Here is a 22,153-nt window from a genome sequence, read left to right on the forward strand (position 1 = left end):
TCATTTGTTCGGATAAGCCAGCCTGATATATGGCTGGCTTTTTCCCTTGTTTTTATAGGGATATGAATGGCCAGGCAAGGCATTATTGTTTCTGGTCTGTAAAACTGTTTCGCAGTAATAATCGTGGTAATCAGAAAAAATAATGATTACTCTAGCTCACTTATTTAGTTAATGATTGAGAATGGCCTTGATGGATTTTTCACAAAGGTTGCAGCAGATTTCAGCGAATCCTGATGCACTGACTCAGATAGGGCGTGGCCTGGAACGAGAAGCGCTACGTATTACACCGCAAGGAGGCTTGTCTGCACAGCCACATCCTACCGGATTGGGTTCGGCGTTAACCAACAAGTGGGTGACAACCGACTTTGCCGAGTCGCTGTTGGAGTTTATAACTCCGGTGTCGCATGATGTAGACCATTTGTTGACGCAACTAAGTGATATTCATCAGTTTACCTACAGTAAGCTGGGGCAGGAAAATCTTTGGCCAATGTCGATGCCGTGTTTTGTCGGTAGCGAAGACGATATCACCCTGGCTCAATATGGCAGCTCGAACAGTGGCCGTATGAAGACGCTTTACCGTGAAGGCCTAAAGCGCCGCTACGGTAGCGTGATGCAGGTGATCTCCGGCGTCCATTTCAACTTTTCGTTTCCGGATGCTTTCTGGCAACAGTTATTCGGCGATCAGGCAGAACAAGAGCGCCAAGATGCTGTGTCGGATGCGTATTTTGGGCTGATCCGTAACTATTACCGTTTCGGTTGGCTGATCCCGTACTTGTTCGGTGCCTCTCCGGCATTGTGTGGTTCGTTCCTCAATAAAAGTGCTTCCAAGCTCAACTTTGAACAGGTGGGCTGCGGAACTTACTATCTACCTAATGCAACGGCATTGCGCCTGAGCGATCTGGGGTACACTAACCATGAACAGAGCTCGCTGAAGATTGGTTTCAATAGCCTTGACCAGTATTTGGATGGATTGCAGAAAGCGATCCGTACCCCGTCTGATGAGTTTGCCTCTATCGGGGTTAAGGTTGACGGCGAATACCGTCAGCTAAATGCCAATGTACTGCAGATCGAAAACGAGTTATATGCACCTATCCGTCCTAAACGTGTTGCTGCTAGTGGCGAGAAGCCCTCGGAAGCCTTAGGCCGCGCTGGTGTTGAGTACATTGAAGTCCGTTCTTTGGATGTGAACCCGTTCAGCCCTATTGGTATCACTGAAGATCAGGTGCGTTTCCTCGATCTATTCCTGACCTGGGCAGTGCTGTCACCATCGGATCCGATGGATGAGGCTGAGTTAGAGTGCTGGCGTGATAACTGGAACCGTGTGGTGCTTGATGGCCGCAACCCAGAGTTGCTATTGAAGATTGGCTGCAACGGTGAGCGCCTGTCTGTACAAGACTGGGGCCTGCGTGTATTCGCCGAACTAGAGCAGGTCGCTCTGGCGATGGATGCGGCAGCGGGTAATGATCTCTATCAGCAGACAGTCACGCGCTTGAAAGCCTGGGTCATCAACCCGGAATTGACTCTTTCGGCCCAACTGCTTGCTCAGATCAAGCAACATGAAGGTATTGGCCGAGTGGGGATTGATCTGGCTGACTCTCATGCGCGTGCGCTGCAGGACCGCGACTTTATGTTCTATTCCCTGCAGGAGTTTGAGAAGGAGGCCGAGGTATCGCAGAGTCGACAACAGCATATTGAACAAAGTGATAGCCAGTCTTTTGATGAGTTTCTGGATGATTACTTTGCTGATCTGAAATAGTTGACAGGTCTAAATGCAAGATAAAAAAATGGGCAGCTACCTTGCTGCCCGATAAACAATTTCGCAGGGATGACGGCAGCACGGCTGCCAATCATATATTCTGACCGCCAATGCCCCGTTTGGTTCCACGTTTGGATGAAATAATGCGCTTTTCTACCCGATTGATGCTGTGTTCAGGTTTGACGATTATGCTAGTTGGCTGCGCGACGCCCCCTCCAAAAGATCAATCCAACTTATGTAATATCTTCCGTGAGAAGCCTGATTGGTATGACGATGGGATAGAGATGCAGGAGGAGTGGGGGACACCGCTCCATGTTGCAATGGCTTTTATCAAACAGGAAAGCAGCTTTCGTCATGACGCCCGCCCGCCGAAAGACTATATTCTGGGGTTTATTCCCTGGGGGAGGGTGAGCAGTGCCTATGGGTATGCTCAGGCCCAGGATCCGGCATGGGAGGACTATCAGAAAGCGACAGGAAAGGGGGGCTCGCGTACCGATTTTGCTGACGCTATGATGTTTGTGGGTTGGTATACCCATGAAACCCAGCGGCAGCTGGGGATATCTAAGTGGGACGCTTACAATCAGTACCTGGCCTACCATGAAGGGCGTGGCGGCTATAGTCGCGGTAGTTATAAATCCAAACCAACCTTAATGAAAGTGTCACGTAAGGTTGAGAAACAGGCAAAGGATTATGGTTGGCAGCTGAAACAGTGCCGACAGGAATTGGAAGATAATCGTAGCTGGTGGCCGTTCTAGCCAGGGCTTATGGTATAAGCTGCTAAGCTATGTGTAATCTTAGTGAGAGGACTTTGGCAAAGGAGAAGGAAGTAATGCCATTATTAGATAGTTTTACCGTTGATCACACCCGGATGCATGCACCTGCAGTACGTGTCGCGAAGACGATGCAGACCCCTAAAGGGGATACCATCACTGTTTTTGATTTACGTTTCTGCCGTCCGAATGTGGATATTCTGAGTGAGCGTGGTATCCATACCCTTGAGCACCTTTACGCGGGCTTCATGCGCAACCACCTGAACTCAGAGAGTGTTGAGATCATTGATATCTCACCAATGGGTTGCCGGACCGGCTTTTACATGAGCCTTATTGGTACGCCGAGTGAGCAACAGGTTGCATCAAGCTGGACAGCGGCGATGGAAGATGTATTGAAGGTGGAATCTCAAGAGAAGATCCCCGAGCTCAACGAATACCAGTGCGGTACTTTCAGTATGCACTCATTGGAAGAGGCCAAGCAGATCGCCAAAACGATCCTAGAGCAGGGTATTGATGTCAATAAAAATGACGATCTGGCGCTGCCGGATTCTATGCTGCAAGAGCTAAGTGTGAAATAGCACTATATAGTAGCGTTAATACACGAATAAAAAAGCCGGCATAGCGCCGGCTTTGTTGTATCTGGCTGTAGATCTAACCTGTTTTCTGTAATTGGGTCGGTAAGACCTTGACCAGTTTGATCATGTTTTCGGAGACTTCGATAATCTCCATTTGGTGCCCACCAACTTCGATACTGAGCTGGCTATCTGGAATATCTTCAAGGTGCTCCAGGATCAGGCCGTTTAGGGTACGGGGGCCATCGGTCGGCAAGTTCCAGCTAAGGCTCTTGTTCAGATCGCGAATATTGGCGCTGCCTTCAATCATCAGGCTACCATCGGCCTGCGGGGTAATTTCTTCCGCCAGTGTCGGGGTAATAGATGTTGTGAACTCACCAACAATTTCTTCCAGAATATCTTCCAGGGTAATTAGCCCTTGAATGTCACCGTATTCATCAACGATTAGGCCGATACGCTCTTTGTTACGCTGAAATTTTAGCAACTGGATATTAAGCGGTGTACCTTCCGGAATAAAATATACCTCATCGGCGGCACGGAGCAGGTTCGCCTTACTGAAGTCGTTCTTATCCATCATCAGGCGGTATGCCTCGCGTACCCGCAGCATACCAACGACCTCGTCGATATTATCCCGAAACAGGACAATCCGGCCGTGGGCAGAGTGGCTTAGCTGTCGGACAATCGACTTCCAGTCATCATTGACGTTAATGGCAGCGATATCGCTGCGCGGTACCATTAGATCTTCGACCGTGACATTTTCCAAATCGAGGATAGACAGCAGCATGTCCTGGTGACGACGCGGGATCAGTCCCCCGGCCTCGTTCACTACAGTTCGTAATTCATCTGAGCTAAGCTTGGAGTCGTTCATATTATCGACTTTCATACCGATCAGCATCAGGAAACCATTGGTGATCCCATTGACGAACCAGACCAATGGGTACAGCAACTTCATTAAAACCTTGAGAACAATACTGCTGGTGTAAGAGACGCGCTCTGGATAGAGGGCGGCAAGTGTTTTTGGGGTGACTTCGGCAAATACCAGTACCACCAGGGTCAAGGCTCCGGTGGCAATGGCGACCCCCATGTCACCATACAAACGCATCCCCAGGATAGTTGCAATGGCTGAAGCTAAAATATTGACGAGGTTATTGCCGATCAGGATCAGGCCGATCAGGCGATCGGGACGCGAAAGCAGTTTTTCAACCCGCTTGGCTCCACGGTGTCCCTGGTTTGCAAGATGCCTCAGCTTATAGCGATTGAGTGACATCATGCCAGTTTCAGAACCGGAGAAATACCCGGAAATGACGAGTAGTAATATCAGGAGGGAGAACAGGGCTCCCGTGGATATGTCGTCCAAAAAGTTATGTCCTTAACGTTTCTGTTACAAGTACTTTGTACCCTGAGTGGGTGGGTGTCAATGTTAACATTGCAAATAATAAGAGGGGCATCTTCTATGCCCCAATGATGATCTCTTTGACGAAGCGGCTGCCGAAATAGGCCAGGGTAAGCAAGAAGGCACCTACCATGCTGAACCAGACGACTCGGCGACCCCGCCAGCCTTGCTGATAATGTCCCCACAACAGTACGCTGTAAACGCCCCAGGCCAGCAGCGACAGTACGGCTTTGTGGAGCTTCCCTTCGGCCAGCATATCCTGAATAAAAATAAACCCAGTGATCAATGTCACGGTCAGTAGCGAGTTTCCGACCAAAATGATCTTGAAAAGCTGCCTTTCGACCATCATTAAAGGAGGGATATTAGGGTTAATCAGCAGGCTTTTCTTGTTTTTCAGCTTATGATCCAGCCATGCCAGTTGAATGGCGTACAGGGTGGCAATCATCAGGGTGGAATAAGAGAACAGTGCCAGAGAAATATGCAATAGCACTTGCGGGTGTGCTTCAAGGTGGGTAATGAAGGTACCGGGCAGCAAGGTTGCCGCCGTTAAATTAATGGCGGCGAAACTGTATACAACCGGTAACAGGAACCAGATCCTTATCCGTAGCATAGCCAGCGTGGTCAGCAAGGCAATAATCAGGCTGATCAAGGAGGCCACATTCAAAATGCTCAAATTCTGGCCTGGCCCGCCATGAATTAAGTCTTTTAATAGCAGGATATGTAAGGTAATCGCTGCCAGCGCAGCCAGGAATACCGGTTTGGTTTTGATACCATTACTGTTTGTTAGCCCTGGCACGACTAGCCCGAGGGCAAGGAAATATAAGCAAGCAGCCATTAAGGCTATCAACATATCCATAGTAAACTTAACTATTTAAGATGGTTAGAATCGGCAATTATACCCTGCTCAATGTCTCGCCGCCAATGTAATGCCTACCTGAATCTGTGGGGCATGACTCAGTTCGATATAGAACTGGCGTTAAAGTAGCAGCGATAGCATGAAAGCAGGCTAAGGAATGCGGTATACTAGCCAGATCACTCAGATTTTGTTGCGTAACGAGCGAGTAGCACATGTTCGAAAATTTATCGGAGCGTTTATCGCGAACGCTTAAGAATGTCAGCGGCCGTGGTCGCCTGACGGACGACAACATCAAAGATACGTTGCGTGAAGTACGTATGGCGTTACTCGAAGCCGATGTTGCGCTTCCTGTTGTCCGCGACTTTGTTAAGCGTGTTAAAGAACGCGCCGTCGGTACCGAAGTATCGAAAAGCCTGACCCCGGGCCAGGAGTTCATCAAGATTGTTCAGGCCGAGCTTGAAGCAGTGATGGGTGAGTCTAACGAAGACTTGAACCTAGCCTGCCAACCACCTGCTGTCATCTTGATGGCTGGCCTGCAGGGTGCCGGTAAAACCACCAGTGTGGGTAAGTTAGGTAAGTTTCTTAAAGAGCGCCAGAAGAAGAAAGTCTTGGTCGTCTCTGCCGATGTTTACCGCCCGGCGGCGATTAAACAGCTAGAAACCCTGGCGAGCGATATCGGGATCGATTTCTTCCCATCATCGGCAGATCAGAAGCCGGTTGATATCGCCAATGCAGCACTTGATCACGGCAAGCTGAAGTTTTACGACGTAGTGATTGTCGATACCGCAGGTCGCCTGCATGTCGATGAAGAAATGATGGGCGAGATCAAAGACGTTCATCAGGTGCTTAATCCGGTAGAAACCCTGTTTGTGGTTGATGCCATGACGGGTCAGGATGCTGCCAATACGGCGAAAGCGTTTGATGAAGCATTGCCGCTGACCGGTGTGATCCTGACCAAGGTTGATGGTGATGCCCGTGGTGGTGCGGCACTGTCTGTTCGCCACCTTACCGGCAAGCCAATTAAATTTTTGGGTATTGGTGAGAAAACGGATGCGCTAGAACCTTTCCATCCTGATCGTGTTGCCTCCCGTATCCTTGGTATGGGCGACGTGCTGTCTCTGATCGAAGATCTTGAGCGTAACGTTGACAAAGAACAAGCTGAACAACTGGCGAAGAAGTTCAAAGAGAAGAAAGGCTTTGATCTGGAAGATTTCCTCGGTCAGTTGAAGCAGATGAAAAACATGGGCGGCATGATGGGGATGATGGACAAGCTCCCTGGTATGTCTCAGCTACCTGATAATGTCAAAGATCAGGTGGATGACAAGATGTTCGTTCAGATGGAAGCTATTATTAACTCGATGACACCAGGTGAGCGTCAGCGGCCTGAAATCATCAAAGGTTCGCGTAAGAAACGTATCGCAATGGGTTCTGGTACCCAGGTACAGGATGTGAACCGTCTGCTCAAGCAGTTTACCCAAATGCAGAAGATGATGAAAAAAATGCAAAAGGGCGGGATGAAGAACATGATGCGCAACATGAAAGGCATGATGCCGGGTGGCGGCATGTTCCCTGGCCGCTAGGCTATTAATTGCTTGAGCCTCGAGGGTATTTTTCTTTTACTGGTGAAAAATTAGCTAAATTGGTTGCATTCATCAGCCCAAAGAGTAAAATTCCGAGGCTTCAAATTTTGGCACGGGCCCCGCTTTTTTTAGACGGGGCCAATTTATTTACAGTAATGCAAAACTAAAGAGGACGATATGGTTACCATTCGTTTGGCACGTCACGGCGCTAAGAAGCGTCCATTTTACCAAATCGTTGTTGCTGATTCACGTTGCGCACGCGACGGTCGTAACATCGAAAAAATCGGTTTCTTCAACCCGCTAGCTAAGGGTCAGGAAGAGCGTCTACGTCTAGACCTTGACCGTGTTAATCACTGGGTTGGTCTTGGCGCTACTGTGTCTGACCGCACAGCTAAGCTAATCAAAGACGCTGCTAAAGCAGCTGCTTAATTAGTAATATCAGGTAGAGATAGAGAACTATGAGCTCACAAAACCAAGACTTAGTTGTTGTCGGTAAACTGGGTGCCACCTACGGTATCAAGGGTTGGCTCAAGGTTTTTTCCTACACTGAACAGTCTGAAAGTATTTTCGCCTATCAGCCTTGGCTTATTAAAGTTAAGGGTGAATGGAAGCCAATCCAGATTGAATCCTGGAAGAAGCACGGTCAGGGCATGGTGGCTAAGTTAGAGGGTTTGGACATCCGTGAGGATGCACAGATTTTCACTAACGCTGAGGTCGCTGTACATGCAGAACAACTACCCGCACTGTCAGGAGAAGAATTCTACTGGCGTGAATTGTATGGCATGTCTGTTTTCACTACTGATGGTTACGACCTAGGTAAAGTCACAGATATCCTGGAAACAGGGTCAAACGATGTATTAGTTGTGAAAGCTAACCTGAAAGATGCTTTTGGACAGAAGGAACGCTTAATCCCGTTCCTCGATGAGCAGGTCATCAAGTCTATTGATCGCACTGCTCAGCGGATCGAAGTTGACTGGGATCCTGGATTTTAATCCCCGGTAATAGGTGTACAAATGAAGGTAGGCATAATCAGCCTTTTTCCTGATATGTTTAATGCCATTACCAATTTTGGGGTGACAGGCCAGGCGGTAAAAAAAGGCCTCTTGTCGGTAGAAACGTGGAACCCCCGCGATTTTACGCACGACAAACACCGTACGGTTGATGATCGACCTTATGGTGGCGGACCTGGCATGCTGATGATGGTACAGCCTTTGCGCGATGCTATCCATGCTGCCAAACAGTCCGTAGAAGGTCAGGCTAAAGTCATCTACCTTTCGCCTCAAGGTCGTAAGCTTGATCAAGCTGGCGTTGAGGAGCTGGCACAGAACGAGAACCTGGTTCTTATCTGTGGCCGTTATGAAGGGGTGGATGAGCGCATTATCCAACAAGAGGTAGACGAAGAATGGTCTATCGGGGATTTTGTGCTGACTGGGGGCGAATTGCCTGCCATGACGCTAGTTGATGCAGTTGTCCGGTTTGTGCCGGGCGTGCTGGGCGACTTTGCGTCTGCAGAAGAAGATTCTTTTGCAAATGGCTTGCTAGATTGTCCGCATTATACGCGTCCTGAAATGTTGGACGGACAGGAAGTACCAAAAGTCTTACTGTCTGGAAACCATAAGGACATTAGCCGCTGGCGATTGAAACAATCGTTGGGCCGAACCTGGCTGAGAAGACCAGAGCTCCTGGAAAACCTAGCTCTGACTGACGATCAGGAATTCTTGCTCGCGGAATTTATCCGTGAATATAGAGCAAGCAATTAATTAATTTAGTATCAGTTTATTCTAGGGTATACCAATGAGTAACATCATCAAGCAGCTCGAAGACGAGCAACTTAAACAAGACCTACCTACTTTTGCACCGGGCGACACTGTTGTTGTTCAGGTTAAAGTAAAAGAAGGTGACCGTGAGCGTCTACAGGCGTTCGAAGGCGTGGTTATCGCTAAGCGTAACCGTGGTCTACATTCTGCATTCACTGTTCGTAAGATCTCTAACGGTGAAGGCGTTGAGCGTGCGTTCCAAACTCACTCTCCAATCGTTGACAGCATTACTGTTAAGCGTCGTGGTCTAGTACGTCGTGCCAAACTGTACTACCTACGTGAGCGTTCTGGTAAAGCAGCACGTATCAAAGAGAAACTTGCTCGCAAGTAATCTTAAACGTATGACGTTTATTGAAAAAGCCCACCGAAAGGTGGGCTTTTTTTTTGCAAAAACAGAGGCGGGATCCTGGTTCCTGGATAATAGCGAGCGCTTATCGTTATTATTCTTGCCATCCATATACCAAACACTATAAGTAGCAGCTCATCCTTGCGGCTACAAAATCCTTACTATTGCGGTAGAGCTTTCATAGTTAGAATCACTAGAAAGACAGCAGTACCCATCTTCAACAATTAACCAGGTCGCTCTCAACAGTCCGGAAGTCGCCTGATTTGGCTAGGAGGTTGGCACTGCTCACTCACCTATGGACGGGATATAGGGTTGACAAGATGTACTTGATAGGCAACGAGCGGGACACCGTCAGCAGGAAAAAAGAAACCAGCCGGCTGGCTGGTTTCAGGTAGTAAGGGGAAGGGAGGAAACGTTATGCCGTTTCCAGTTTGCCTTTGGCCTCTTCTTCATCGGCAAGGTCAATTTCACCTTTGCCTTTAGAACGCTTGATAACATAGCCTGCGATGCTTAGGGCACCAAGCACACCAGCAATGGTAGATACGGTCATTGGAAGACCGAAGCCAAGCTGGCTGTTGTTCAGGATGAAGGTAATACATACCGTGGTCATGAATACTGCTGGAATCGTAGTTACCCAGTGCAGCTTGTTGTGGCGTAGCAGGTAGGCTGAAGCCGTCCACAGCATCATTACCGCAGTGCTCTGGTTGGCAAAGCCGAAGTAACGCCAGATAATACCGAAGTCAACCTGAGTCAGGATGCCACCGATAATGAACAGTGGAATGGCCATCAATAGGCGGTTACGTAGTGATTTCTGCTCCATGTTGAAGTATTCAGCCAGGATCAGGCGGCTTGAGCGGAATGCAGTATCACCTGAGGTGATTGGCAGGATAACCACGCCTAGGAAAGCGATGATACCACCGAATACGCCTAGTAGGCCGATAGAAGAGCTATATACCACGTTACCCGGGCCGCCGTTGGCAACAGCTTCTTGCAGCGCGTCAACAGAGCCGAAGAAAGACAGGGCCAATGCACACCAGATCAGCGCGATAACACCTTCACCAATCATTGCACCGTAGAAAATAAAGCGGCCGTTCTTTTCGTTCTCCATGCAGCGTGCCATCAGTGGTGACTGGGTGGCGTGGAAGCCTGAGATAGCACCACAAGCGATAGTGATGAACAGCGCAGGCCATAACGGCAGGTCATTCGGGTTCATGTTGGTGAACATCTGGCTCATCTCATAGTCGCCAAGCAGGGTATGCTCACTTGAGAAGGCAATCGCAGTGATCAGGCCGACAGACATGAAGATCAGCAGGGCGCCGAATAGCGGGTAGAAGCGACCGATGATTTTATCAACCGGTACAATCGTCGCGATGATGTAGTAGGCAAAGATGATCACAACCATGGTGGTCATTGACATCCCCATGCCGGTTTGCTCGTTGACCAGGTTAGTGATCATGCCCGCCGGTGCCGATACGAATACCACGCCAACCAGTAGCAGCAGTACGATGGCAAAAATATTCATAAAGTGTTTTGCACCGTTGCCCAGGTAGCGGCCTGTGATGGTCGGTACAGATGCACCACCGTTACGAATCGATAGCATACCCGAGAAATAGTCATGTACTGCACCGGCAAAGATACAGCCCAATACAATCCACAGCATCGCCGCAGGGCCGTACAGCGCACCCATGATCGGGCCGAAGATAGGGCCGACACCGGCAATATTCAGTAGCTGCACCAGGTAAACTTTCTTATTTGACATTGGCACGTAGTCAACGCCGTCTTGCTTGGTATAGGCAGGGGTTTGACGCTTTTCGTTTACGCCGAACACTTTTTCGATAAATGCACCGTAGATGAAGTAACCACCTACCAATGCTGCAACGCACATCAGGAACCAGGTCATACTCTTGTCTCTCTATTCTGATTAGACTTCCAGTTGTATTGCTTTGCGGCTATCGCGCCTTTACACCCTCGGCCAAACACTCGCAAAACTTCTTTTAATTGCTGTCATCTTAAGGGGCTGGTGAACAGATGCACGTGGTAAAGCAGTGAGTGGTTGTATGGCGAGATAAGCGGTCGATAAGTCGGCTGAGCGGTATTTCAGTCAGTAACCATTCAGCTTTAAGAACAGGTAAAACAACATAGGTTGTTATTAAGCTATTGATTTTTATTTAATTGAAGCGCTGGTGAAGTAAAAGAGAGAAGAAGCGGGAAATGAGAGCTAAGGTACAGAGCATACCTTAGCGGTCGAGATTGTGAGGTGAGTGGCTGTGCGGTTAGCTCAGGCCAAACCGATCTTTTAGCTCTTTCAGGTAACGCCGACTAACGGGAACCTGGTGGCCGAACTGGGTGGTGATTTCGGCTAATCCATTTTCAAGTAGTTTGATCTCTCGAATAGCCTGCGGATGGATCAGATACTGGCGATGGCAGCGGATCAGCGGCGTTTTTTCTTCCAGTACCTTTAAGGTCAGCTGGGTGGTGGCCTTGGTGTCTTTGGTGATGATATGGACGCCGGAAAGATCGGTATACGCCGTTTCGATATCGGCCGGGTCGAGCAGCAGGATCCGGTTATGGCCCGTACAAGGGATCAATTCCAGCATTTCTGCCACTAGTGGTGAGTAGTCCTGGCTTTGGCATTCCTTTATTAATCGCTTGATAGTTTTTTCTAAGCGGCAAGTTTCTACGGGCTTAAGGAGGTAGTCAAAGGCATTATCTTCAAAGGCTTTAAGGGCGTATTCATCATAGGCGGTGACGAAGACGACTTTCGGCATGGTATCCGGATCGAGCATGCTGAGCATCTCAATGCCAGTGATCTGCGGCATCTGAATATCAAGAAAGATGGCATCCGGCTTTAATGCATTGATCTTCTTTAGCCCTTCAATCGCATTGCTACATTCGCCGATGACATCAACCTCACCGCTTTCTTGCAATAAGTCGATGAGTTCTTCTCGAGCATAAAGTTCGTCGTCGATGACGAGTGCCTTGATCATGCGGCGGTTTCTCCATTAGTTCCGTTTGCGCTGGTATGCTGCTGTGCGTCTGCGGGTAGGGTGATCGTGGCTCGGGTCCATTCGTGGGGCTGGTAGGTCATTGTTAGCCCGAACTGTCGGCCGAACATGTTTTTCAGGCGCTTATCTACAATCTTCATCCCTAATCCACTTTCCTCGCCGACCGGTGTGTAGTTGCCAGCATTGTCTTCCACTTCAAGAATGATGCGTGTGCTGTCGCTGTATCCGTGGATCGTTATTTTACCATCATCCAGCAGCGAAGAGGTGCCGTGTTTTATCGCATTTTCAACCAACGGCTGAAGGGTAAACGTCGGCAGTTTGATATTAAGCAGCTCTGGTGCCACGTTGATGTCGACATTAAGTCGGTCCGAGAACCGGGCCAGTTCAATTTCCAGGTAAGCGTTGACATGCAGCAACTCTTCTTCGAGCGTAACGGTTTCGATATTTTGTTTTAGGTTACGGCGGAAAAACTGGGAGAGGTGCTGGATCAGCTGGCGGGCTTTATCCGGATCGCGCCGCACCACGGAGTTAATGGTATTTAGGGCATTAAATAAAAAGTGGGGGTTAACCTGAGCCTGCAACAGGCGCAGCTCTGCCTGGGTAAGCAGGGCCTGTTGCTGGGCATAGCGGCCAGTCAGGATCTGGTTGGACAGTAATTTGGCGATCCCTTCACCAAGAGTCAGGTTCACGGTAGAAAAAAGCTTTCGCTTTGGCTCATAGAGTTTGATCGTACCCAGCACTTCGTTGTTACCGCCAACGAGCGGGATCACCAGTGCCGAGCCCAGCTTGCATTTCTGGTGTAGCGAACAACAGTAAGGAATATCGTAGCCATCGGCATACACCAGTTCACACCCGTCGATGGCCCGGCGGGTATAGCCTGAAGATATAGGAGTGCCTGGCAGGTGATGATCGTCGCCGATGCCAATGAAAGCCAGAATTTTCTCGCGGTCAGTGATTGCCACGGCACCAACCCCGGTTTCTTCATAAACGATTTTGGCGATTTCCCTGGTGCTTTCTTCATTGAACCCTTGGCTTAGGATCCCAACTGAGCGCTGAGCAATTTTGAGTGCCCGGCTGGAAAATGCCGCAGAGTATTTTTCATAAATGGTTTTTCGATCCTGAATGATACTCATAAATAGCCCGGCGCCGACGGAGTTGGCAATGACCATCGGCAATGCAATAGCGCTCACCAGGTGCAGTGCTTTGTCAAAGGGCTCAGCCACCATCAGGATAATGAACATCTGCACGATCTCTGCTACCAGGGTAATGGTAAATACAGTAAACGGCTTAAATATCTGGTCGCTTTGCCCGCGGCGGACAAAGTAGCTATGCATCAGGCCGCCAATCAACCCTTCAACGGTGGTTGAGATAGCACAGGCAACGTCGGTAAAGCCTCCCATACTGTAGCGATGCATGCCGCCAGTGAGCCCGACAGCAAAGCCGACAACCGGTCCGCCGAGTAAACCACCCATGACAGCACCAATCGCACGGGTATTTGCAATGGCATCTTCTATGTGAAGTCCGAAGTAAGTGCCTAAAATACAAAAGAGGGTAAACAGAACGTAGCACGAAAAGCGTTGTGATAATCGTCCTGAGACAGTGGTGATCGGCATAAACAGCGGGGTTTTGCTTAGCAGGTAAGCAATAACCAAATATACACTGAGCTGCTGTAGAAGAGAAAATATAAGTTCCATTGCCATAAGGTTGTGCGAGTGGGCATTGCAATTATGGTAACTGGCTTTGATGCCGATAGCCAAAAACACTGTAGTGTAAATAATTATTTACGAGTGGTGTTTTTTCTTTACAGGCTATTGCCAAGGGAGGAAATCCCTTGTTATGGTGATGCCATGTAGCAGGGCAATCCTGTTTTAACCTCATTAAATTAGTTGATTATTGAATAATTACAGGGAAGCCAACATGCAAAAAGACCAGCTGAATAATGTCCATATCCAAGATGAATCCATCCTGATCACGCCAAAAGAACTACGGAGCAAGTTGCCAGTTAGCGACGAAGCCTTGAATTTTGTTCGCCAATCCCGCCAGACGATTGCCGACATCATTCATAAGCGCGACCATCGCTTGCTAGTGGTATGTGGCCCATGTTCGATCCATGATATTGAAGCAGCAAAAAGCTATGCGGTGAAGTTAAAGCAGTTGTCGGAAGAGCTGAGCGATCAGCTGTATATTGTGATGCGGGTGTATTTTGAAAAACCGCGTACAACCGTGGGATGGAAAGGTCTGATTAATGACCCGCATCTTGACGGTTCGTTCGAAGTTGAAGAAGGGCTTCATATTGCCCGTCAGCTATTGATTGATTTAGTTGAAATGGGGATCCCGTTGGCAACTGAAGCGCTGGATCCAATTAGCCCTCAGTACTTGGGGGATCTGTTCAGCTGGGCTGCGATTGGTGCGCGTACCACGGAGTCTCAAACCCACCGTGAAATGGCCAGTGGCCTGTCGATGCCTGTTGGCTTTAAAAATGGCACCGACGGTAGCCTGGGCACTGCGATTAACGCGATGCAAGCAGCGGCATCTGGCCACCGCTTCATGGGGATTAACCGTGAGGGTCAGGTTGCCTTACTCAACACCCAAGGCAACCCGGATGGTCATGTGATCCTACGCGGCGGTAAGCAGACCAATTATGATTCGGTTTCAGTGACCGAATGTGAAAACGAGATGGCAGCATCAGGCCTTTCTCCGTCCTTGATGATAGACTGTAGCCACGCTAACTCGAGAAAAGACTACCGTCGCCAGCCGTTGGTGGCTGAAGATGTGATTCACCAGATCCACGAAGGTAATCAATCGATTATTGGTATGATGTTGGAAAGCCATCTGTACGAAGGTAATCAAAGCGCTGACTTGCCGCGTGGAGAAATGGCTTATGGTGTATCGATTACCGATGCCTGTATCAGCTGGGAAGCAACGGAAACATTACTTCGCCATTCTCATAAAGAACTGAAACCGTTTCTGGCGGGGCGAAACTAACAACACGATTACAGTGTCATTAAGGGTAAGGTAGCTATTCATCAGCACTTTATTGACAAACCGGTACAGTGAGAGCTGTACCGGTTGCCTGTCTCTGGAACGTTGATGGAAATACTGTGGCGAAATAAGTGCAGAATTAATACGGATCGCAAAATCATGGTTGCTGAACTGAGTAAATTGAGAGATCAAATCGATGATGTTGATCAGCAGATGGTGGAGCTGCTTGCTCGCCGTCTGGCATTGGTAGAAGAAGTCGGTCATGTTAAAAGTCAACATGGCTTGCCGATCTATGCCCCAGATCGTGAAGCGGCTATGCTGGCTTCACGCCGTCATGAGGCAGAAAGCAAAGGGGTACCGCCGGATCTTATTGAAGATATCCTACGCCGTACCATGCGTGAATCTTATGCCAGTGAAAACGACTCTGGCTTTAAGTGCCTGAAGCCGGCACTACGCCCAATTGTGGTCGTCGGCGGTTACGGCCAGCTAGGTGGACTCTTCTGTCGCCTGTTTGAATTATCAGGTTATAAAGTCCGTAAACTGGGTAGCCAGGACTGGGAGCGTGCTGACGAGATGCTGGCTGATGCCGGTATGGTGGTCGTCTCGGTACCAATTAACCTGACTGAAGCGGTGATCGCTAAGCTGGGGAATTTGCCTGAGGATTGCATCTTGGCCGATTTAACCTCGGTGAAAAGTGGTCCGCTTCAGGCGATGCTAGAAGTTCACAGCGGGCCGGTGGTTGGCTTGCACCCGATGTTCGGCCCTGACATTGCCAGCCTGGCAAAACAGGTGGTTGCCTATTGTGATGGACGCAACCCGGAAAGCTACCAATGGTTATTGGAACAGCTGCAAATTTGGGGAGCCAGCCTGAACCGGATCAGTGCTATCGAACATGATCAGGGGATGACGTTGATCCAGGCATTGCGTCACTTTACATCGTTTGTGTACGGTGTCCATCTTGCGGAAGAAGATCCGAAGCTGGAACAGTTGCTGTCGCTAAGTTCACCGATATACCGCCTGGAGCTGGCAATGGTGGGCCGTCTGTTTGCTCAGGATGCCCAGTTATACGCTGACATTATTATGTCTTCACCGCAGAACCTGGATATGATCAAACGTTTCCATCAGCGGTTTGGTGAAGCGATTGAGATGCTAGATAGCCAAAACAAAGAAGCCTTCAAGCAGGCCTTTGGCCAGGTAGAGCATTGGTTTGGGGACTATGCGCAGCATTTTTTAATCGAGAGCCAGGGATTGCTTAGACAGGCGAACGATTCAACACACAGAAGCTAGAGGCTGCGCCTCGGAGGCGTATTTACACTGCGTGTAAGATGCGTTTGAGGCTTCGCCTTTGAAGCGAGTTACGCTTCGCTCCGAGAGGCGAGAATAAAGCGAGAGTTGCTGACTCTCGCTTTTTTGATCTTACTGTCAGCGCAAGATTACGCTTCATGCTTTCTCAATTTCGATCTTGATAGTGCGCCTATGTTAAACATGATATAGACGCATTTAAGCCAGTTAGAACTGCAGAAAATTAGTATTTTCCTTCGTTCGGATCGACTGGAATAACATCTTCACTCGGGTAACAACCCAGTACCTTGATAAAGCGTGTTAATCGGGTGAGCTCTTCGAGCGCTTCCTGCATGATGTCTGATTTCAGGTTTTCTTCGACATCCACATAGAACATTTCTTCCCATGGGTTGCCAATGACAGGGCGTGATTCCAACTTAGTCATATTGATATTGAGGTTACGTAGCACGACTAAGCACTCCACCAGTGAACCTGCTTTCTGGGCAGTGGACATGATCAGCGTGGTTTTGGCCGGGATCAGTGAGGTGACCTCCACAGGCTTGCGCGCGACGACAATAAAGCGGGTGAAATTTTCCTGCTGGTTGGCAATGTTGGTTTTCAATGGTGTCAGGCCGTACAGCTCCCCGCTTGAGGCATTGCCGATAGCGGCGATATTTGGCTGTTTCAGCTCTGAAACCATCTTCATGGCTTCGGCCGTACTAGAGCAGTATTCTTGGGTGATTTTTCCCATAGAGTGGAGGTATTCGCTGCACTGTTGGTGTGGCTGAGGGTGAGAGTAGAGGGTATCTATTTGATCAACTGTCGTATCGACAGCGGTTAGCAGACAGTGCTCGATCGGTTGGGTGATCTCTCCCACAATCGACAGGCTGGTGTGTTGCAGCAGATCATACACTTCATTAATGGAGCCAGAGCTGGTGTTCTCAATTGGCAAGACACCATAGTCGGCATTGCCGGTTTCAACCACACTCAATACATCCCGGAAGGTTGAACAGCTGATCTCAACCAGTTTGGTTTGTTTCTTGCTGAAGTAGTTACGGCTGGCCAGGTTGGAGTAGGAGCCTTTGGCGCCAAGAAAAGATACCCGGGCAACAGGCTGCAGGCTCTCTGGATTGGTTAGCTTTTGCAGGTAGGCCTGCTGGAACAAGACAGAATCTTCGATGATGGTATGGAAGATCTGAGTAACATACTGGGCATCGAGTTGTTCGCTCTTACCTGTTTCGATCAGTCGTAACAGCAGCTCTTGCTCTCGGGTTTGATCCCGGACGGGCTTGGCTGTCTGGATTTTGCTTTTCGCGACTTCCAGGCTGAGTTGGCGGCGCTCTGCCAGCAGTTTGATTATCTCATTGTCGATACGGCTGACATTTTTTCTGATGTCGTCCAGTGAATACTGTTGCTCTGTCATTGTTAATCCCTGTCTGTCTGCAACTAATACCCAAGCAACCTCAATATACAGGATTTCAGAGTGATGCCAGCCCCTTCAATTCAAGGAAAATGTGAGAAGGAATGACAGGTCCTTTCGAGCACATTTGACACCGAAGTGAAGGTGCTGGCTCACTCCCGAAGGGCGAGCATTGCTAGGCACGCATTCTACGTTATTGATTTTTGATGTAGAGCAACTATATCTTTAAATCAATGCCTTGCCTGAGTACCTAGGAACGCCCGCTGTAACATGTATCTTGAGGTTGCTTGGGTATAAAAAAGCCTCCCTGGAGAGGAGGCTGTCTGTTCGTCTTTAGCTTGTTTCTTGCGTAACGAATAGCCCCCATTAAGGTGACATAAAAAAGAAGCTAAAGAAAAACAGGTTAAGTAATCGCATTGCCAATAACTGTGTGTTTTGTGATGAATATGACTCAACATTATTCAGCCGCTAAGGCCTTGTCAAGCAGAATGTAAACAGCCCTGCAAGAGCAGGGCTGTCAAGGGGCTGTTTATCTTTCACCGCCTTTCCTGCTAGTGGTCATTTTTTCCGGAAACAAGGCGGAGGTATTCATTGATAGTAATCTATATTGATATACCGACAACGCAGTTAACGGGAAAAATGGCCCTAGCCCTTTGGGTAGAACCTAAAAAAACCTCATGCAGCGTTACTCAGAATTTATTTAGCTGGCTAAATATCATTCTTCGTGCCTTGCCTGAGGTTTCTTTAAGCTCTACAGGTGGGGCGCTGAAAGGTCAACAGCCCCTGTAATCCTCTTAAATAATTATGCTTCAGCTTCTTCTTCTGTTTCTTCAACCCCGGGTTTGCTGCTATGGCTGGCGCGACGTGCTGTTGGTTTATGAGCTTGTTTATTCAGTTGGCGATCCAGTTTCTGGTATACCTCAGTAATGGCACCGTACATATCATCATGCTCTGCTGAGGCGACGAGTTGACCTCCTGGAATGGCAGCAGATGCTTCAACTTTAAATTGCTTGCCTGGTTCTGTACTGATAGCGGCATATTTACTGATTAGTGGAACTTGGTATTTTTCTAACTTCTTGAATTTAAACTCAATACGTTCGCGGATAGCAGGGGTGATATCAAGGTTTTTACCGGTGATGTTTACTGTCATAATTATCTTTCCTCTTTTGCTACCCTTCGTTGGGTTAACTTCAGATTACTAAAATCAGGATTGAATAATGTGATGCAAATCACATTTGCATGCTTGCGACAATGTCCAGAAAAAATCTGTGATCGACCTTTGTTTGTTGCAAAAAAGTTTGACGAAAGTGCTTGTCGAGAGCGAATTAATTAGGGCAGTATGAAGGAATTAGGAACGCTGGTGGCTGGTGCTAACTAGGGAACTAATTCGAGCTATAACAAAGACTTGAGTGAATATTGCCCACTTTTCAATGAACTTACTGAGTGGCTTTTGCACCGAAAGCGTATGAGAAATTGATTTAGAATATAAAAAAACAGCAGCCCTTGGGCTGCTGTTTTACGTTAGGGCTATTACCACGGCTTATTGCGGGTTTAGGGCAATGAGCTGTTGAGTGTGTTCCAGTGGCTCTTGCAGGCCGAGCTTTTCGTAAGCAATAGCCATTAGCTCGAGTGACTGGCGGGCTGCATGGGTGTCCGGATACTGTCTCTGAATAAGCTGCGCACGGTTAATTGCGGCCACCCAGGCTTCTCGGCGTATATAAAAATCGGCGGTAGCCAGCTCATAGTCTGCAAGACGATTTTTTAGGGACGTCATTCGGGCTTTGGCATCAGCGGCATAGTGGCTGTTAGGGTAGCGCTCTAGCAGGCGCTTGAAGTCTCGGAATGCCTTGCGAGAAGGTTCAGGATCCCGATCGTGGCGGTCGATGTTGAACAAGTCGTGCATAAAGCTGCGATCCTGCGCCATGTTGGTCAGGCCGCGCATATACAATACCCAGTCTGCTTTCTCATGGGCCGGGTTCAGGCGGTTAAAGCGATCGATAGTCGCCTCACCGAGGGCTAAATCATCATTTTTGTAATAGGCATAAATCAGATCCAGCTGTACCTGCTCTGAGTAGGCGCCAAATGGGTAGCGTGAGTCCAGTGTTTCCAGTCGCTCGATTGCGGTTACCCAGCTTCCACTCTGTAGCGCTTGTTGAGCCGTCGTATACAGCTCTGATGGTGGAATGTCTGGCACAACTTCTTCAGTGCTTGAGCAGCCTGAAAGAATGGCAACGGCAAGAAAAGTCGTAATTGTCAGGCGTTTCATTGCGGTGTCTGTTTCCTTGATAAAAATTTATTTCTGTGGATCCATTACGGACAGAGCCGTTAACAGATACAATGACACTATTATGTTATTTTACGCAGCGTTTGACGTTTAGTCCCACGCTTTTTGAAAAAGTTCGCTATGGCACAGCAAATTGAGTTAACAAATACAGTAAATGAGAGCCAGTTAGGTCTACGACTTGATCAGGTTCTTGCTGAATTATATCCAGATTATTCGCGTTCGCGGATCAAAGAATGGATTTTGAATGGTATGGTTTCAGTTAACGGCGAAGTCGTTAACAAGCCCCGTGCCAAAATGATGGGTGGTGAAGAGCTATTCGTCCAGGCTGAAGTCGAAGATGAAGTTCGCTGGGAAGCCCAAGATATCCCGCTCGATATTGTTTATGAAGATGAACATATCCTGGTGATCAACAAGCCGCGAGACTTTGTTGTGCACCCAGGAGCGGGTACGCCCGATGGTACCGTATTGAATGCGCTGCTGCATCATTGTCCTGAGCTGGCAGAAGTGCCACGTGCAGGTATTGTCCACCGCCTGGATAAAGACACCACTGGCCTGATGGTAGTGGCTAAAACTATTCAAGCTCAGACTCGCCTGGTTCGTGCGCTGCAAAAGCGTAAAATCACCCGTGAGTATGAAGCGATTGCCATGGGTAAAATGACCGGTGGCGGTACGGTAGAGAAGCCGATTGGCCGTCATTCGACCAAGCGTATCTGCATGGCTGTACATGAACTGGGCAAGCCAGCGGTTACCCATTATCGTGTGGCAGAGCATTTCCGTGAGCACACGCGTATTGTACTTCGCCTTGAAACAGGCCGAACCCACCAGATCCGCGTTCATATGTCTTACCTGGCTCACCCGCTGGTAGGGGATGCGATATATGGTGGTCGTCCGCGCCCACCGCGCCATGCCTCTGATGAGCTGATCCAAGCGCTACGTGCTTTCGATCGCCAGGCTCTGCATGCACGTATGCTGCGCCTGGATCATCCGATTACAGGCGAGCTGATGGAATGGCATGCACCGCTTCCGATTGATATGGTTGCGATGATTAACATTCTGCGCAAAGACAAAGAAGAGCACCACGAGGACGATTACTGATATGTTCATTGTCCCTGACTGGCCAGTACCTGCAAATGTCAAAGCCGTCTCGACCACCCGTTTGGGAGGGGCGAGCCAACAGCCTTATCAGGGGCTGAACTTAGGTTTGCACGTCGGGGATAAGACAGAACATGTCCAACGTAATCGAACCCAGCTACAACAGAAATTGAGGCTGGTGGATTCGCCTGCATGGCTGAACCAAATCCACAGCAACCGGGTTCTTGATCTGAATGCTTCGCTGACGGTGGTTCCTGATGCTGACGGTAGCTATACCCAAGCCTCGGGTATCGCCTGTACCGTGATGACAGCAGATTGTTTGCCGCTATTGCTTTGTGATACTGCCGGTACCCAGGTTGCAGCAGTGCATGCAGGTTGGAGAGGCTTGGCGGATGGCATCATTGAAGTTGCCCTGGAAAAGTTTACTGTACCTGCCGATCAGATCCTGGTTTGGCTCGGGCCGGCTATTGGGCCTGATGCCTTTGAAGTAGGGAGTGAGGTACGGGAACAGTTTATTGCCGAGCAATTACAGGCTGAGCAGGCGTTTAAGCCATACGGTGAAAAATGGCTTGCCGATCTGTACTTGTTGGCGCGCCAACGACTGCAACGGTTCGGTGTTACAAATATCTACGGTGGTGAATACTGCACGTTCGGTGATCCGGAGCGTTTTTATTCATACCGGCGAGAAGGGGTGACAGGCAGACAAGCCTCATTGATTTGGATTGAAAGCTAAAAGCAAAAGCTTACTCCTGTTGTAAAGCCCTCGTAGTGATACGGGGGCTTTTTGTATCTAACAGGCTGCTTGGCTACGGAATCGATTGAGTAGCCGGCGTGGTATTACGGCGGTTATCGATAGGGGCGATAACCGTTATGCAAATTGCTCTTTTACCCTGTGACTTATGCTATTCGAACACTGAGCTATTATGCGGCGTGGAAAGAATGTGATTAAAGATTGGTTGAAAAGTACTTCTTGTACCACCATATCTATCGAGAGAAATG

The 22,153-nt window shown here is 48.8% G+C and carries 20 protein-coding genes and 1 other annotated feature; of the genes, 12 read left to right on the top strand and 8 right to left on the bottom strand.

What is annotated here, in order from left to right; translation table 11 throughout:
* Positions 1–187: 187 nt before the first annotated feature.
* From gshA to luxS, 3 genes are all read left to right on the top strand, one after another.
* Positions 188–1,756: a glutamate--cysteine ligase gene (gshA, locus tag AC51G0_RS02960; protein WP_496301855.1), complete on the top strand. Its 1,569-nt coding sequence runs from the start codon at positions 188–190 to the stop codon at positions 1,754–1,756.
* Positions 1,757–1,899: 143 nt separating this feature from the next.
* Entirely contained in the window at positions 1,900–2,511 is a 612-nt protein-coding gene (locus tag AC51G0_RS02965) for a transglycosylase SLT domain-containing protein (RefSeq protein WP_496300610.1), read from the top strand.
* A 74-nt stretch (positions 2,512–2,585) separates the two neighbouring features.
* Entirely contained in the window at positions 2,586–3,104 is a 519-nt protein-coding gene (gene luxS, locus AC51G0_RS02970; RefSeq protein ID WP_496300611.1) for an S-ribosylhomocysteine lyase, read from the top strand.
* A gap of 73 nt (positions 3,105–3,177) precedes the next feature.
* On the opposite strand, the gene AC51G0_RS02975 is transcribed toward luxS, so the two are convergent.
* Positions 3,178–4,455: an HlyC/CorC family transporter gene (locus AC51G0_RS02975; protein WP_496300612.1), complete on the bottom strand. Its 1,278-nt coding sequence runs from the start codon at positions 4,453–4,455 to the stop codon at positions 3,178–3,180.
* Positions 4,456–4,549: 94 nt separating this feature from the next.
* Positions 4,550–5,347, bottom strand: a complete 798-nt coding sequence (locus AC51G0_RS02980) for a cytochrome C assembly family protein (protein WP_496300613.1) — start codon at positions 5,345–5,347, stop codon at positions 4,550–4,552.
* Between the two features lie 212 nt (positions 5,348–5,559).
* On the opposite strand from AC51G0_RS02980, the gene ffh reads away from it, so the two are divergent.
* The 5 genes from ffh (at position 5,560) to rplS (ending at position 9,075) form a co-directional block, all read left to right on the top strand.
* Entirely contained in the window at positions 5,560–6,927 is a 1,368-nt protein-coding gene (gene ffh, locus AC51G0_RS02985) for a signal recognition particle protein (protein WP_496300614.1), read from the top strand.
* Between the two features lie 177 nt (positions 6,928–7,104).
* Positions 7,105–7,356 (top strand): 30S ribosomal protein S16, encoded by a 252-nt coding sequence (rpsP, locus tag AC51G0_RS02990; RefSeq protein ID WP_006232610.1) that lies wholly within the window; start codon positions 7,105–7,107, stop codon positions 7,354–7,356.
* A 29-nt stretch (positions 7,357–7,385) separates the two neighbouring features.
* Positions 7,386–7,919, top strand: a complete 534-nt coding sequence (gene rimM, locus AC51G0_RS02995) for a ribosome maturation factor RimM (RefSeq protein WP_496300615.1) — start codon at positions 7,386–7,388, stop codon at positions 7,917–7,919.
* Positions 7,920–7,940: 21 nt separating this feature from the next.
* Complete coding sequence (gene trmD / locus AC51G0_RS03000) at positions 7,941–8,687, top strand: tRNA (guanosine(37)-N1)-methyltransferase TrmD (RefSeq protein WP_496300616.1); 747 nt, start codon at positions 7,941–7,943, stop codon at positions 8,685–8,687.
* 34 nt (positions 8,688–8,721) lie between these two features.
* Complete coding sequence (rplS, locus tag AC51G0_RS03005; protein WP_062688029.1) at positions 8,722–9,075, top strand: 50S ribosomal protein L19; 354 nt, start codon at positions 8,722–8,724, stop codon at positions 9,073–9,075.
* Positions 9,076–9,505: 430 nt separating this feature from the next.
* Here rplS and AC51G0_RS03010 read toward each other — a convergent pair whose 3' ends face one another.
* From AC51G0_RS03010 to AC51G0_RS03020, 3 genes are all read right to left on the bottom strand, one after another.
* Positions 9,506–10,990 carry a carbon starvation CstA family protein gene (locus AC51G0_RS03010; RefSeq protein WP_496300617.1) on the bottom strand — a complete coding sequence of 495 codons (1,485 nt, stop codon included), beginning with the start codon at positions 10,988–10,990 and terminating at the stop codon, positions 9,506–9,508.
* A gap of 373 nt (positions 10,991–11,363) precedes the next feature.
* Positions 11,364–12,077 (bottom strand): two-component system response regulator BtsR, encoded by a 714-nt coding sequence (gene btsR / locus AC51G0_RS03015; RefSeq protein WP_496300618.1) that lies wholly within the window; start codon positions 12,075–12,077, stop codon positions 11,364–11,366.
* Entirely contained in the window at positions 12,074–13,789 is a 1,716-nt protein-coding gene (locus AC51G0_RS03020) for a LytS/YhcK type 5TM receptor domain-containing protein (protein ID WP_496301856.1), read from the bottom strand. Before AC51G0_RS03020 ends, btsR begins: the two co-directional genes overlap by 4 nt.
* A 223-nt stretch (positions 13,790–14,012) precedes the next feature.
* Between AC51G0_RS03020 and AC51G0_RS03025 the strand changes: the two genes are divergently transcribed.
* Positions 14,013–15,080, top strand: a complete 1,068-nt coding sequence (locus AC51G0_RS03025; RefSeq protein ID WP_496300619.1) for a 3-deoxy-7-phosphoheptulonate synthase — start codon at positions 14,013–14,015, stop codon at positions 15,078–15,080.
* A gap of 156 nt (positions 15,081–15,236) precedes the next feature.
* Complete coding sequence (tyrA, locus tag AC51G0_RS03030) at positions 15,237–16,364, top strand: bifunctional chorismate mutase/prephenate dehydrogenase (protein WP_496301857.1); 1,128 nt, start codon at positions 15,237–15,239, stop codon at positions 16,362–16,364.
* A gap of 238 nt (positions 16,365–16,602) precedes the next feature.
* Here the strand turns inward: tyrA and pheA are convergent, their stop codons facing one another.
* From pheA to bamD, 3 genes are all read right to left on the bottom strand, one after another.
* Positions 16,603–17,781, bottom strand: coding sequence for a prephenate dehydratase (pheA, locus tag AC51G0_RS03035; RefSeq protein ID WP_496300620.1), 1,179 nt, complete (start codon positions 17,779–17,781; stop codon positions 16,603–16,605).
* A gap of 290 nt (positions 17,782–18,071) precedes the next feature.
* Positions 18,072–18,193, bottom strand: a sequence feature (Phe leader region).
* Between the two features lie 387 nt (positions 18,194–18,580).
* On the bottom strand, positions 18,581–18,928 hold the full coding sequence (hpf, locus tag AC51G0_RS03040) for a ribosome hibernation-promoting factor, HPF/YfiA family (RefSeq protein WP_496300621.1): 348 nt from the start codon (positions 18,926–18,928) through the stop codon (positions 18,581–18,583).
* A 390-nt stretch (positions 18,929–19,318) separates the two neighbouring features.
* Positions 19,319–20,044, bottom strand: a complete 726-nt coding sequence (gene bamD / locus AC51G0_RS03045; protein WP_496300622.1) for an outer membrane protein assembly factor BamD — start codon at positions 20,042–20,044, stop codon at positions 19,319–19,321.
* A gap of 138 nt (positions 20,045–20,182) precedes the next feature.
* Between bamD and rluD the strand changes: the two genes are divergently transcribed.
* Positions 20,183–21,157, top strand: coding sequence for a 23S rRNA pseudouridine(1911/1915/1917) synthase RluD (gene rluD, locus AC51G0_RS03050; protein ID WP_496300623.1), 975 nt, complete (start codon positions 20,183–20,185; stop codon positions 21,155–21,157).
* 1 nt (position 21,158) lies between these two features.
* A complete protein-coding gene (gene pgeF / locus AC51G0_RS03055) occupies positions 21,159–21,887 on the top strand; it encodes a peptidoglycan editing factor PgeF (RefSeq protein WP_496300624.1) in 729 nt (242 codons plus the stop codon).
* The last annotated feature ends 266 nt before the right edge of the window (positions 21,888–22,153 follow it).

Source organism: Photobacterium sp. HL06, assembly GCF_059552575.1.